This is a genomic window from Falsiroseomonas frigidaquae (genome assembly GCF_012163145.1).
GTDB lineage: Bacteria > Pseudomonadota > Alphaproteobacteria > Acetobacterales > Acetobacteraceae > Falsiroseomonas > Falsiroseomonas frigidaquae.
On record NZ_JAAVTX010000001.1, the window covers coordinates 604,800 to 618,114 of the forward strand.

Here is a 13,315-nt window from a genome sequence, read left to right on the forward strand (position 1 = left end):
CTAGCGCGCCACGGCGATTGTTGCAGGCGCCGCCGCCGCAACCGTGCCAGGCGGCGCCGCCGCCAGGGTGCCGGGCGGCGCCGCCGCCAGGGTGCCGGGCGGCGCCGCCGCCACGCGAACATCCTCGCCCAGCCAGCGTTGCAGCGCGGGCAGGCCGAGCGAGATCATCCGCACGTTGCGGACGGTGGCCTGCATCGCCACCGGCGTGCCGCCCTCGATGGTGAAGGGCGGGCCGTTGCCGGCGGACCACAGCAGCCCACCCTGCGCGTTGCGCTCCATCACGATGTTCACCTCGAACAGCGTGCGCTGGTTGCGCTGGAATTCCGTCACCAGCGCGTCGTTCTGCAGCGTCCGCAGCATGCCGGCGGAGGAGGCCGGCGTATCCGCCACGCGCACCACCCGGCCGCGCAGATAGCCGTATTCCTGCTGCGGCGCGGTGGCCGGCGACAGTTCCACGGACATGCCCGGCTGCAGCTTCTTGCCGTCCTGCGCGCCGACATAGATCAGCCCGACCAGGCCGCCCGCCTCGGCGCCCGGCACGTCGCTGCGGACCAGGGTCAGCAGCGGGCCGCCGCGGTTGACCACCTGGCCGGCATTGGCCTTCGCCTCCACCACCCGCCCGTCGAAGGGCGACCGGATGGCGCCCATGCGGCGGATGCGTTCGTTCAGCGTGGTCACCTGGCGTTCCGCCTGGGCGACGCGCTGGTCCGCCGTCATCAGGTCCTTCTCGCGCTGGGTCTGCCGCATCACGGCGTCGAGCCCCAGCACACGGCGGTCGTTGCGGACCGTCTCGATCTGGTCGCGGATGCCGAACAGCTCGACCTGCGCACCGATCGCGCGATCGCGGGTTGCCAGCGAGCGGGAGGCGAGGTCGCGCACCACCTGCTCGCGTTCCGTCATCAGCCGCAGCCGTTCCTGCGCCGAGCGCAGGCTCTGCGACAGGCCCTCGTCGCGCGCCACGCGCCAGGCGCGGTCCGCTTCCGTGTCGCGTTCCTGGAAGCGCAGCACTTCCGCCCGTGCCGCCTGCGCGTCGCGCAGCTCGCCTTCCGCCGCCGTCAGCAGAAGGCGTTGTTCCGCCTGGTCCACCACCGCGACCACGCTGCCGGCGGTGACGGTATCGCCCGGCGCCACCAGCAATTCCACGACGCGGCCTTCGGTGTCGGAGACGATATCGGTCAGCCCGCCGGCCGAGAGCAGGATGCCCTGGCCGCCGATCTTCACCGGCACGTCGGTGGTCGCCGACCAGGTGAGCAGGCCGACAACCAGCGCCGCCAGACCCCACCAGAGCACCATCAGCGGCGGCTGCACCACCTCCAGCGCATCCTCGACCACGGTGACGGAGGTTGCCGAGGCGACCGCCTCGGCGCGGAAGGTCGGTGGACTGGCGGGTGCGCTGCTGGAGGGGGCGCTCATGCAGATAGTTCCCTCTGGGACTGGAAACGGAAAGCCGTGCCCGCGCCCGGTCGGGCGCGGGGCAGGCGGAGGCAGGTTTGGACCAGCAGCGGGCGGCGTCGCGCCTCAGTGGCGCTCCGCCGCCCGACTGCCGGATCAGGGCGTCAGAGCTTGAAGGCCTTCTTGATGGAGTTGCCCGCGCTGGTCGCACCCTTGCTGATGGCGTTGCCGGCGCTGGCCGCCGCGGAGGCCGCGGCATCCGCAACCGCCTTCGCCTCGGCCGCCACCTTCTCGGCCGCCGCCTGCACCTCGGCCGCCGCCTTCTCGGCCGCCGCCTGCGCCTCGGCCGCAGCCTTCTCGGCCGCCGCCTTCACCTCGGCCGCCGCCTTCTCGGCCGCCGCCTGCGCCTCGGCCGCGGCCTTCTCGGCCGCCGCCTCGATCTGCTCGGCCGTGGCCTTCACCGCATCGGACGCGTTGTCGAGCAGCTTCCCGGCGGTGCCTTCGGCGCTGTCCAGGACCTTCTGGGCAGCGGCGAGCGTGGCCGCCGCCTTGCTCGCGGCCGCCTCCAGGCCATCCGCCACCGCATCAGCGGCCTGGGCCTGCGCCTTCTCGATCTGCGCCTTGACCTGATTGCCGATGTTGCCGATGTTGCCGAAGCCGCGACCCACCTTGCCCGCCGCATTGGCGGCTTCCTTCGCCTCCTTCTCGGCGACCTCGCGCGCATTGTCCGCGGCCTGCTCGGCCTTCTCGGCGGCTTCCCGCGCCTCGGCCACCGCCTCGCGCGCTTCGGCGGCGGCCTGTTCCGCCGCCACCAACGCCTGCGCCTCGGCCTGCACCGCAGCCTCGCTGGCCGTGTCGCCAACCGCGTTCACATCGACCGTGCCGCTGACGCCAACATTCACGCCGCCGACCAGCAGCGACACCTCGCCGCCCACGCCGATCGTGATCTCGCCATCCTGGTAGCCCGCGTCGACCTCCGCGCCGACGCCCGCCGAACCCGGATCCACATAGCCCACCGACGCGGTGCCGGAGCCTTCCTCGCCGCCGATCGTCGCTTCCACCGTCACCGAGGCATAGGCCCCGGCCATGATCTCGGCCTCGGTCTGCACGCCCTCCGTGCCGATCGAGACGGTACCCTCGACGCCGGCCTTCACGCCCACTTCCGTGGTGGTGGTGGTGGTCGCGGTGGTGCCGTTGCCCAGGTCGTGCTCGGTCGCGACCTCCACCGTCACGCTGCCGCCAACACCCGCCGAGGCGGAGTAGCCAATGCCGGTGACGCCGACTTCCACGCCGACCTGCGCGCCCGCGCCAGCTTCCAGCGTCACGGTGGTGGTGACGTTGCCGTCCGTCACGCTGCCGGTCGCGTAGACGCCAGCGCCGACGCCCGCACCGGCACCCGCACCGGTATGCGTCACTTCGTATTCGGCACCCGCCGCCCAGCCCGCGCCGGCTTCCAGCGTCACGCCGTTCACCACGATGCTGGTCGAGACCGACTCACCCGTCGAGGCGCCACCCGACACCACGGTCGGGCTGGAGATGCTGCCGCCGAACTCGGCCTCATCCTCCTCGCCACCACCGGTCGGCGCTGCGTTGGTCGAACCGCTGCCGCCGACGACGGAGGCGAGGGAGCCCTCATCAAGATCGACCCATGCGTTGTTGTCAGGAGGGCTCATAGGATGGCTCCATGGGTCAATTGTTCTGCGCACGAGTCGACAAGTTCAGGAGCCGTATTCAGGCGGCCTCCTTCGAATACTTTGCTCCGCATTCGTTACTTTTTTGTTGGCGAAACCTTTCGAGGCCGGGATGCCTGGTGGAAATCCGGCTTCCAGCGCCTGCGGCAGAGGCGGATGGCCGACGTGCCAATCCGGCAACGCGACCGGCTACGATCCCAAGGTTGTTCGAAATTCGCGCTTACGCACCGCATGGCCGGCGCATTGATCGCGCCGGCAGGCACAGCCGCCAATCAGCCGCGCGGCAACAGGCGCTCCACGCGAAACCGGTTCTCGCCGTTTTCACGTTCATAGCGCTGCGCATCCGTCATCTCGCGCACCAGGAACATGCCAAGGCCGCCGATGCCGCGGTCATCCAGCGATGCCTCGATATCGGGTTCCGCCTGCGCGGTCGGGTCGAAGGCCACGCCATCGTCGATGGTCGTCATGCTGACATGCAGCCCGGCCTCGCGCGTTTCCGCCGCCAGCTCCACATGGAATTGCGCGTCGACACCCTCCGGCCAGGCGCAGCGCGCGATGTTGGTAACGATCTCCTCCGCCACCAGGCGCATCTGCATCACCTCCGGCTCCGCCGCGCCGGCGGCCACCAGATGCGCCTCGATCGCATCGAGCGTGCTCTCTACCGCTTCGGGCGCGCGGTCGCTGCTCAGCCGGATCTCGACCATGTCAGGGCGCGACCGCCGCAAGGGCCGAGGCCTCGTCGTCGCGGATCGTCACCACCTTGTCGAAGCCCGACATGGCGAAGACCTCTCGCACCGTTGCCTGCAGCCCGAACAGGGAAATCGCGCCGCGATTGGCCTTGGCAAGCTTCGCCGCCATCAGCACCACGCGCAGCCCGGCGGAGGAGACATAGGCCACCCCCGTCATGTCCATCGCCACACGCCGGCCCTGGCGGACCTCCGCGGTCAGCTTGCGCTCCGCATCGGCGGCGGTGCCGGTATCGATGCGGCCGCTGACACGATGGATCAGCGCCTCGCCATGCACTTCGGTGGTCACGTCCATCAAACCGTCTCCTTCTCGCGGGTGTAGATGACTGACGCCGGCTCCGTGCCGCGCCAGTGCAAGGCCACCATGGTGATGTCATCCGCCTGCGGCTCCGTCTCCGCAAAGACCTCGACGCTGGTTGCCACAGCCTCGACCAGCATCGCCGGGTCGGCGTTGCGCGGATCGCCGACGATGGCGGCCAGCCGTGCATCGCCGAACATCGCATCGCCCGGGCCCATCGCCTCCGTCACGCCGTCGGTGAACATCAGCAGATGGTCACCGGCTTCCAGCACCAGGGTCTGGTCGGCGAAGTCGATGCCATCCATCACGCCCAGCGCGATGCCGACCTCGACCGGCAACTCGCCTTCCCGGCCATCCTCGCAGCGACGGCGCGGCGCGTTATGGCCGGCATTGGCGTAGGTCAGCACGCCGGTGCGGCAATCCAGCACGGCGACGATCGCGGTGGCGAACATCAGCGTCGGATTATCCGCCGCCAGCGTGTCGTTGGCCTGGGCCAGCGCCTCCGCCGGCGTGGCGCCGCGGCTGATGGCGGCGCGCAGCAGGCTGCGTGCCATGGCGATGAAGATGGCGGCGCCGACGCCCTTGCCGGAGGCATCGCCGATCATCAGCACCAGGCGGTGCTCGTCCAGCATCACCAGGTCGCAGAAATCGCCGCCGACTTCCTTCGCCGGCACCATCGCGGCGTGCAGGCGGAAGCAGGGGCGTTCCGGGAAGGTGGTGGGCAGCGAGGAAAGCTGCAGCCGCCGTGCGACGTCCAGTTCCTCCCGCATCCGGTTGAACTGCAGGCGTTCGTCCAGCGCCTGGCGCACCAGGGCCAGGTCACGGGTGCGTTCCGCCAGCAGTTCCGCCATGGCACGGTGCTGCTGCACCACATGGCCGGAAAGTCGCGCGAAGGCCGGGCCGAGGGTTGCGCCCTCGCCTTCCAGCAGGCCAAGGATCTCACGCCGCGCCGGGCCTTCCAGCACGGCGGTCAGGCGGGCAATCTCCTGCCCGATCAGCGCGCGCTCGCGCAGCCCGGCGAGGCGGTTGCCGGTCTGCAGCCGGTCCAGCGTCAGGGTGTTGCTGCGCAGCGCCTCCAGCGCCTCGCCGATCGCGCCGACCTCATCGCCACGCCGGCCGATGGCGGCGGAGGCGAAGATGTCGCCGCCCGCCACCGCCTGCAGCGCGCGCGCCAGTTCGGTCAACGGGTCCAGCGCATCGCGGATCACGCCGTAAAGCGCCCGGCAGGTGACGGCGGCGGCCACCACCAGCAGGCCGAAGGCCACCAGCAGCAGCAGCCGGCGGGACTGGGTTTCCGCCGTGGCATCGGCCAGGACGAGGATCTCGCCGACCACCGCCCCCGACGAATTCTGCGAGGGCGTCGCCTCCAGCCGGAACAGCCGGCCGTTCATCTGCACCGTCTCGCCCGCCTGCAAAGCCCCGGCGTCTTCGCGCAAGGCCGGCGTACTGGCGAACAGGGGTGCGCCGCTACGGTTGCGCATCAGCAGGTCGGCACCGAGATGCCGCGCGATCTGCCCCAGCGCCGCTTCCGCCGGAACGCCGAGCGACAGCAATTCGCCCTGTGGCAGCCGCAGGCTGGCCACCAGCAGCACCTCGCCCTCGGCGGATTCGAAGCCGGCGCTGACCTGGCCCGGCACCAGGTCGCGCTGCAAGGCGGCGGCGCCGCTGGCCAGCGGGTCGGCCGCGGCGGGCGCCGCTGCCAGAAGCTGGCCCTGCCCGCCGACCATGTCCATGCGCCCGGCCATGCCCAGGCCCTCACGCAAGGCGGCGAGCCGCTGCCGCAGCGCCGATTCGTCATTGTCGGCACGGGCCGCGAGCAGCGCCGCGTCCGTCGCGGTGGCGCGGAGCGCGGCGACCAGCGGGGCCGCGGCGCGGTCCACCGCTTCGCGCAGCGTGGCGGATTGCAGGCTGGCGCGCAGCGTTGCCGCGCGCTCCTCGCCATCGCGCAGCACCAGCCAGGCCGGCAGCGCGACGGAAGCGGCGACCAGCAGCGTGGCCAGCGCGAACAGCAGCAGAATGCGGGATCGGAGGAGCATGGCTCAGACGGTCTCCGCAACGCGCAGCAGCCCGACGGGCGGGAAGATCTGCAGGCGCCGCGCGCTTTCCATGCGGATCAGGAAGGACAGGCGCGTCAGCGTCTCCACCGGGATGGTTTCCGGGGCGCGACCGCCGCGCAGGATCTGCTCCGCCTTGAAGCCCGTGAAGGCGCCGACGCTGTAGTAGCGGCTGACCAGCCCGGCCAGCCCCTCGGCGAACTGCACGAAGCGCTCGCTGGCGGAGAAGCAGGGCAGCCCCTCATCCAGCGCGGCGCGGGTCAACACGGCGCGATGGTCGTTCAGGAAAGTGTCGGGCGGAATGTACAACCATTCCGCGCCCGCGCGCCGCGCCTGCGCCACCACATCCGGGATCGATTCCGGCATCGGCTTGCGCGCCGCATCCAGCGCCACCGGCAGTTCCACCACGCCATCGCCCAGCAGCGCGCGCATCTGCGCCACCACGGACAGCGAGTTGCGCTCATTCGGGTTGAAGGTGGTGGCGACGCGGCGGAAGGCGCGGTAGCGCGCCATGGCCCGCATCTGCACCTCGACCGGCGCGATGTATTCGGTGCCGGTCACCGCGCGGCCGGGTTCCGCACGGGACCGCACGATGCGGTTGCCGACGGGATCGGTGACGATGTTGAACACCACCGGCACGCCGCTGATGTGCCGCACCGGGTCCGGCGCATCCCACGGGCCGAGCGCCGCGATGGCGAGCGAGGTGCCCCAGACATAGACCAGGTCCGGCTTCACCTCCCGCACCTCCGCCACCAGATCCGGCACGCGGCGCAGATCCTGGGCGATGTCGCGCACGATCAGTTCCACCGGGATGCGGCGTGCCGCGAAATGGTCCCGGAACCCGTCGCAGGCTTCCTCCCAGCCGCGGAACAGCAGCATCATGATGCGGAAAGGCCGTTGCTGGGCCGTGGCAGGGGCCGCCAGCAGCAGCGCCGGTGCTGCAAGAACCGACGCGGCGAGAAGATGTCGACGATGCAGCATCACGCCGCCTCCCTCTGCCGAAGTCGCTGGAACGCCAGCGACAGCGCGTAGCCGATGGCGGTGGCGAGCGAGAGCACGCCCAGCGCCAGCATGGTTTCCTGCCCGGTGCCGAGCGCCAGCAGCGCCGCCGCCGCGGGCGGGCCGATGACGCTGCCGAAGCGCTCCGCCAGGCGCAGGAAGCTGAGCATGGCGGCCGAATTCGGCGCGCCGCGCATCAGGCTCAGCCCCGGGATGATCGCCAGCATCGGCGCCGCGGCCAGGCCCTGCGCCAGGCCGGTGCCGATGATCGCCAGCGGCAGCGCCGTCTCGCGGTCCAGCCACATCGGCAGCAGCAGCGCCACGCCGTTCAGCGCGCCGGCGAAGGCGATGACCAGGCCGCCGCGCCCGGTGCGGTCGGTCAGCCAGGCGCCGACCAGGATCGCCGGCAGCATGCAAAGCCCATACAGCATCACGTTGCGGCCGATCGCGGCCTGGCTCAGCCCCAGCTCGCGCAGCTCCAGCGGCGCGAGGAAGAAGATGAAGCCGCCGAGCAGCACCTTGGCCGGGATCGCCGCGAACAGCACCAGCAAGGCGAAGCGCGGCTCGGCGAAGGCGGCGCGGGCGCTGTGCCACAGCCCCATCTGCTTCTGCTCGCTGGCACCGCCGGCGGCGAAGGCACGCCACACCAGCAGCGCGGTGCCGGCCACCAGCAGCATGGACAGCACGAAGGTCAGGCGGAAGCCGACGCGGTCGGCCATCACCGCGCCGATGGCGGTGCCGCAGACGGCGCCTGTCATCACCGCCGCGGTGAAGCCACCCAGGCTGCGCGCCACGCGGCCCTGCGGCGCTTCCTGCGCCAGGTGCACCTGGCAGGCGATGGTGACGATGGCATAGCCGGCGCCGCAGACGGCGCGGGCGATGGCGAAGGTGGTGAGGTCCGTCGCCAGCGCGGCGCCGACATGGCCGATGGCCGCCGGCAGCAGCCCGATCAGCAGCGCATTGCGCGGCCCGTGGCGTGCCACCACGGCGCCGCCGAAGGGCGTGAACAGCGCCACCGCCGCCACGAAAGCCACGATCGGCAGCGCCGCGCCCATGATGCCACCCTGCCCGCCCGCAAGCTCCAGCGCGAAGATCGGGTTGAAGGAGGTGGAGAGCTGCTCGGCGAAGACGAACAGGAACAGCGGCAGCCGGGCCGAGGCCGCGCCCGCGCCCAGCCCTTCCTGCACGGCGGCGACGCCGAAGCGCAGCCGTTCGCGCACGCCGTCCAGCACTGCGCCGGCCCGCTGCGCGGCGCCGGACTGCGCCGCCATCCAGCACAGCCGGTCCCAGCGGTCGTTCATGCGGCGCACCAGCACATTCAGGTGCCGCGCCACGCGCCCGGCTTCCGCGCCCATGTCGCCCGGCGCGCGCAGCGTCCAGTCGCCGCCAGCCAGCCGCGACTGCAGGCGCAGCACCATGCCGATCGGCGCGGCCACGGTGCGGGACAGCACGAAGCGCAGGAATTCCGTGGTGGCCAGCAGCACCACCAGCAGCACGATCAACACGTCCCAGCGCATGTCATCCAGCGCGGTATCGAGCCGTGCGCGGGCAATGCCCACATGCAGCCAGCCCGCGACCCGCCCGGATTCCAGCACCGGCAGCGCCGCATCGTAGCTGCCGCCGAGCAGGCGCATCAGCGCACCGCGCTCCGGCGCCACGGTGCCCGCCGGAAGGCCGGCGAAGTCACCCGAGGCATCGCCGGCACTGGCGATGCGCTGCCCCGCCGCATCGGTCAGCAGCACATAGGCAAGCCCCTGCCGTGCGGCGAGCAGGCTGGCCAGGTATTCATCCAGCCCCGACAGACCGTTGAACGGCACGCCGAGATCCAGCGCGCGCTGCAGCGTGCGCGCGCCGATGCTGCCGACGATGGTGGCCTCCCGCTCCAGCTCCGGCCGCAGCTCCGTCTCGAAGCTCCGCAGCGCGGTGTGGGAGACGAAGCCGACGGCGAGCGTCAGCAGCAGCACGGCGACCGCGACGACGCGGCCCACCAGGCGACGATCAGGCGTCATGGCGCAATGGCCTCCATCGGTTGCGGAACACTCTCCGGCATTTGCGCCGCGATCTGTTCCAGCTGGGCCTCGGCCTCGGTCAGTACGGTATCGGTATCGGCGATCGCCACCTGCAGCCCCGCGGCGAGCGCGGCCGGCGCGGCGCCGGGCTGCATCGCCTCCTGCATCGCGGCGAACCAGCGGCGTGTATGGCGCGTGACCAGGTGCAGGCCGAGCGCGCCGGCCGGAATGGCGATGGCCAGCGCCAGCAGCGTCGCCTGCATCATGGCGAGCAGCGCGGCGGCCAGCCGTTCATCCACCGCGGAGCGTTCGTAGCGCAGCAGGATGGCGCCCTCGGGCTGGCCGAATCCGTTGATGATCGGCGCGCCGATGCCGTAGCGGGGGCCATCGCGGAAGCGCCAGGACTCGGCCTGGCCCTGCGGGGCCAGGTGGTCCCGCGGCAGCGTGCCGCCCATGTTCTGCCGGTCGGTGTCGAACAGCACGACATGGTCGGCATCCGCGATGGTCAGCCCGGCGATCAGCGGCTCCGCGGCACGCGAGCGTTCCAGCAGCGCCTGCGCGCCGGGCACGCCGGCCAGACGCACGCCCAGTGCCAGGCTGTTCTCCACCGTGCTGCCCAGCTCGCCGGCCAGGATCTCCAGCACGCGCGCCTGCTGTTCCAGCAGCATGCGTTCGAACTTCAGGTAGTTCAGCCCCGCCGCCAGGCCGCAGCCCAGCAGCAGCATGGTCGCCAGCACGCCGGTCAGGCGCGTGGCGAAGGAAAGCTCCCCCCTCATGCCGCCTGCCGCTGCGGCGTGCAGGTCTCCCCGTGAAGCGGCATGAAGGCGTCTCCCAGAACCTGCGCGTAGTCGCGCGCACGCACGATCGGAATGGGCAGGGCGGCGAAATCCGCGGCGCTGGGAAAGCGGAAATAGGCGCCCCCCGCGGGCTGCGGCGTGCCAGCCGGCTGGCTGCCGCGCGCCAGCGTGGTGGCGGCCGTCGCGGCAATGGCGACACCACCGCGATACAGCCCCGCCGTGTGCCACATCAGCGACCGCGTGGCATCGAAGGGCACCCGCGCCACGCCGAGGATCGGTCCGGTATCGATGCCGCGATCCACCATGTGCACGGTGCAGCCCAGTTCCCGTTCGCCGCGCAGCACCTGCCAGAAGGGCGCGAACAGGCCGCGATAGCCCGGCAGCGCGCCGGGATGGACGTTGACGATGCCGCGCGGCACCGCATCAATCACGCGCTGCGGAAAGATCAGGCTGAAGCGCGCGGAGATGACGATGTCCGGCTTGAAGGCCAGCAGCGTTGCGGCCCCGCCATCGGCGCGCATGTCATGCAGCGGGACCCATTCGTCCGTGTGCGGCAGGCCGGGGGTCGGCGGCTCCATCATCGCCAGCGTGTCGATGGCGACATCGCGTTCCAGCAGCTTCATCAGCCGCAGCGCCGGAACGTCGTCCTCCGCCTGGCGCGTCTTGACGCTGCAGAAGAAGCGCAGCTCCGCGAATCCCAGCCGGGCGGCGAGAATACGGGCCGCAAGAAGGCCGTGGATGTCCTTCTTGACGCAGATGGCGATCCTCATGCCGCGCTCCCGTGGATCTGCGGCGTGGCGGCCAGGTTGTCGACCACGATGCGCGACGCGGGCCTTCGGTCGCCACCGCGGATGACGGTCGCCAAGGCAACCGCCCCGCCACGGAATGACGGTGGGCTGCCGGGTGCGCGACTGGCAAGTGCGCTCATGCAGGTGGTTCCCTCTGGCCGGGGTCTGAGAACGGGAGGCCGGGCCGCGCGCCGGGCGGGCGCGACACGAAGCTGGGCAGGCCGGGGTCCGGCAGCGGGCGGCGTGGCGCGCCAACGGCGCCACATCGTCCCGCGCCGGGCCCCGGAGATCAGAACCTGAACGCCTTCTTGATGGAGTTGCCCGCGCTGGTCGCACCCTTGCTGATGGCGTTGCCGGCGCTGGCCGCCGCGGAGGCCGCGGCATCCGCAACCGCCCTGGCCTCTGCCGCCGCCCGCTCCACAGCCGCCTGGGCCGCTGCCGCCGCTTCCGCCGCCGCCCGCTCCGCCGCGGCCTGCGCCGCTGCCGCAGCTGCCGCCGCTTCGGCTGCCGCCCGTTCCGCCGCGGCCTGCGCCTCGGCCGCTGCACGTTCCGCCGCCGCGCGGGCTTCCGCCGCCGCCCTCTCGGCCGCAGCGCGGGCCTCCGCCTCGGCTCGCTCGGCTGCCGCACGGGCTTCCGCCTCGGCCCGCTCGGTCGCCGCCTTCAGCTCGGCCGCCGCCTTCTCCGCCGCCTTCTCGGCCGCCGCCTTCACCTCGGCCGCAACCTTCTCAGCCGCCGCCTGCGCCTCGGCCGCAGCCTTCTCGGCCGCCGCCTTCACCTCGGCCGCTGCCTTCTCGGCCGCAGCCTGCGCCTCGGCCGCCGCCTTCTCGGCTGCCGCCTCGATCTGCTCGGCGGTGGCCTTCACCGCGTCGGTCGCGCTGTCGAGCAGCTTCCCGGCGGTGGCTTCGGCGCTGTCCAGAACCTTCTCGGCGGCGGCGAGCGTGGCCGCAGCCTTGCTCGCGGCCGCCTCCAGGCCATCGGCCACCGCATCGGCGGCGCGGGCCTCCGCCTTCTCGATCTGCGCCTTGATGGTGCCGGCGATGTTGCCGAAGCCGCGACCCACCTTGCCCGCCGCGTTGGCGGCTTCCTTCGCCTCCTTCTCGGCGATGTCGCGCGCCTTGTCCGCGGCCTGCTCGGCCTTCTCGGCGGCTTCCCGCGCCTCGGCCACCGCCTCGCGCGCTTCGGCGGCGGCCTGTTCCGCCGCCACCAGCGCCTGCGCCTCGGCCTGCACCGCAGCCTCGCTGGCCGCGTCGCCAACCGCGTTCACATCGACCGTGCCGCTGACGCCAACATTCACGCCACCGAGCAGCAGCGACACCTCGCCGCCCACGCCGATCGTGATCTCGCCATCCTTGTAGCCGGCCTCGACTTCCGCACCGACGCCCGCCGAGCCCGGATCCACATAGCCGACCGACGCGGTGCCGGAGCCTTCCTCGCCGCCGATCGTCGCTTCCACCGTCACCGAGGCATAGGCCCCGGCCATGATCTCGGCCTCGGTCTGCACGCCCTCCGTGCCGATCGAGACGGTACCCTCGACGCCGGCCTTCACGCCCACTTCCGTGGTGGTGGTGGTGGTCGCGGTGGTGCCGTTGCCGAGGTCGTGCTCGGTCGCGACCTCCACCGTCACGCTGCCACCAATGCCCGCCGAGGCGGTGTAGCCGATGCCGGTGACGCCGACTTCCACGCCGACCTGCGCGCCCGCGCCGGCTTCCAGCGTCACGGTGGTGGTGACGTTGCCGTCCGTCACGCTGCCGGTCGCGTAGACGCCAGCGCCGACGCCCGCACCGGCACCCGCGCCGGTATGCGTCACTTCGTATTCGGCGCCCGCCGCCCAGCCCGCGCCGGCTTCCAGCGTCACGCCGTTCACCACGATGCTGGTCGAGACCGACTCTCCCGTCGAGGCGCCACCCGACACCACGGTCGGGCTGGAGATGCTGCCGCCGAACTCGGCTTCATCCTCCTCGCCACCACCGGTCGGCGCTGCGTTGGTCGAACCGCTGCCGCCGACGACGGAGGCGAGGGAGCCCTCATCAAGATCGACCCATGCGTTGTTGTCAGGAGGGCTCATAGGATGGCTCCGTGGGTCATCTGTTCGGTGCAATATCAAAATAACCTGAAGTCGAACCTCGGGTTATTCTAATGGTGAGATTAGAATTTGATTTGTTTCTCCGGTGTTTACGCGAACGACTATCGACCGGAAGCCGATACCGCGTTCCATCCGAAGGCGAGCCCGAAACGGTCGAACGGAGTGCATGCGCGCACTGCCCAGTTCGCGCGGTTCGTGCCCATGCCGCGCGGCAGGGCACCAGCGGCCGCGCCACAGCCGCCGATACGCGGCGCGGCATGCGTCACTCGGGTCAACCCAGGCAGTGTCGTGCAAACAGCCATGCCGCCAGTCCTTCTCGCGCCCCGGGGCCTGGCGACCGGGCCGGAGCCTGGACGCAGCTGGCGAGATCGGATTTTGGCGATGCGCGAAGATCCGCCGGCTCTGCCGCGGATGCTTCATGGTTCCGGGGAGGAACCGACCGGCCTGTCTCGTTCAGG

The 13,315-nt window shown here is 71.6% G+C and carries 10 protein-coding genes; all 10 read right to left on the reverse strand.

Features of this window, described 5'->3' with window-relative positions:
* A complete protein-coding gene (locus HB662_RS02910; protein WP_168046940.1) occupies positions 1-1,413 on the reverse strand; it encodes an NHLP bacteriocin system secretion protein in 1,413 nt (470 codons plus the stop codon).
* A gap of 143 nt (positions 1,414-1,556) precedes the next feature.
* Positions 1,557-3,065, reverse strand: coding sequence for a hypothetical protein (locus tag HB662_RS02915; protein ID WP_168046942.1), 1,509 nt, complete (start codon positions 3,063-3,065; stop codon positions 1,557-1,559).
* Between the two features lie 290 nt (positions 3,066-3,355).
* Entirely contained in the window at positions 3,356-3,787 is a 432-nt protein-coding gene (locus HB662_RS02920) for an ATP-binding protein (RefSeq protein ID WP_168046944.1), read from the reverse strand.
* Between the two features lies 1 nt (position 3,788).
* Complete coding sequence (locus tag HB662_RS02925; RefSeq protein ID WP_168046946.1) at positions 3,789-4,124, reverse strand: STAS domain-containing protein; 336 nt, start codon at positions 4,122-4,124, stop codon at positions 3,789-3,791.
* Positions 4,124-6,163, reverse strand: coding sequence for a PP2C family protein-serine/threonine phosphatase (locus HB662_RS02930; RefSeq protein WP_168046948.1), 2,040 nt, complete (start codon positions 6,161-6,163; stop codon positions 4,124-4,126). The genes HB662_RS02925 and HB662_RS02930 overlap by 1 nt, the downstream gene beginning before the upstream one ends.
* A gap of 3 nt (positions 6,164-6,166) precedes the next feature.
* Entirely contained in the window at positions 6,167-7,162 is a 996-nt protein-coding gene (locus tag HB662_RS02935; RefSeq protein ID WP_168046950.1) for an ABC transporter substrate-binding protein, read from the reverse strand.
* Entirely contained in the window at positions 7,162-9,189 is a 2,028-nt protein-coding gene (locus HB662_RS02940) for an MFS transporter (RefSeq protein WP_168046952.1), read from the reverse strand. Before HB662_RS02940 ends, HB662_RS02935 begins: the two co-directional genes overlap by 1 nt.
* Positions 9,186-9,965 carry a hypothetical protein gene (locus tag HB662_RS02945; protein WP_168046954.1) on the reverse strand — a complete coding sequence of 260 codons (780 nt, stop codon included), beginning with the start codon at positions 9,963-9,965 and terminating at the stop codon, positions 9,186-9,188. Before HB662_RS02945 ends, HB662_RS02940 begins: the two co-directional genes overlap by 4 nt.
* Positions 9,962-10,756: a formyltransferase family protein gene (locus HB662_RS02950; protein ID WP_168046956.1), complete on the reverse strand. Its 795-nt coding sequence runs from the start codon at positions 10,754-10,756 to the stop codon at positions 9,962-9,964. Before HB662_RS02950 ends, HB662_RS02945 begins: the two co-directional genes overlap by 4 nt.
* A gap of 307 nt (positions 10,757-11,063) precedes the next feature.
* Complete coding sequence (locus HB662_RS02955) at positions 11,064-12,839, reverse strand: hypothetical protein (RefSeq protein WP_168046958.1); 1,776 nt, start codon at positions 12,837-12,839, stop codon at positions 11,064-11,066.
* Positions 12,840-13,315: the final 476 nt, after the last annotated feature.

Bases quoted from the DNA above. Each gene is read 5' to 3' on its own strand.
- HB662_RS02910 (WP_168046940.1), bottom strand. From the start codon at position 1,413: ATGAGCGCCCCCTCCAGCAGCGCACCCGCCAGTCCACCGACCTTCCGC.
- HB662_RS02915 (WP_168046942.1), bottom strand. From the start codon at position 3,065: ATGAGCCCTCCTGACAACAACGCATGGGTCGATCTTGATGAGGGCTCC.
- HB662_RS02920 (WP_168046944.1), bottom strand. From the start codon at position 3,787: ATGGTCGAGATCCGGCTGAGCAGCGACCGCGCGCCCGAAGCGGTAGAG.
- HB662_RS02925 (WP_168046946.1), bottom strand. From the start codon at position 4,124: ATGGACGTGACCACCGAAGTGCATGGCGAGGCGCTGATCCATCGTGTC.
- HB662_RS02930 (WP_168046948.1), bottom strand. From the start codon at position 6,163: ATGCTCCTCCGATCCCGCATTCTGCTGCTGTTCGCGCTGGCCACGCTG.
- HB662_RS02935 (WP_168046950.1), bottom strand. From the start codon at position 7,162: ATGCTGCATCGTCGACATCTTCTCGCCGCGTCGGTTCTTGCAGCACCG.
- HB662_RS02940 (WP_168046952.1), bottom strand. From the start codon at position 9,189: ATGACGCCTGATCGTCGCCTGGTGGGCCGCGTCGTCGCGGTCGCCGTG.
- HB662_RS02945 (WP_168046954.1), bottom strand. From the start codon at position 9,965: ATGAGGGGGGAGCTTTCCTTCGCCACGCGCCTGACCGGCGTGCTGGCG.
- HB662_RS02950 (WP_168046956.1), bottom strand. From the start codon at position 10,756: ATGAGGATCGCCATCTGCGTCAAGAAGGACATCCACGGCCTTCTTGCG.
- HB662_RS02955 (WP_168046958.1), bottom strand. From the start codon at position 12,839: ATGAGCCCTCCTGACAACAACGCATGGGTCGATCTTGATGAGGGCTCC.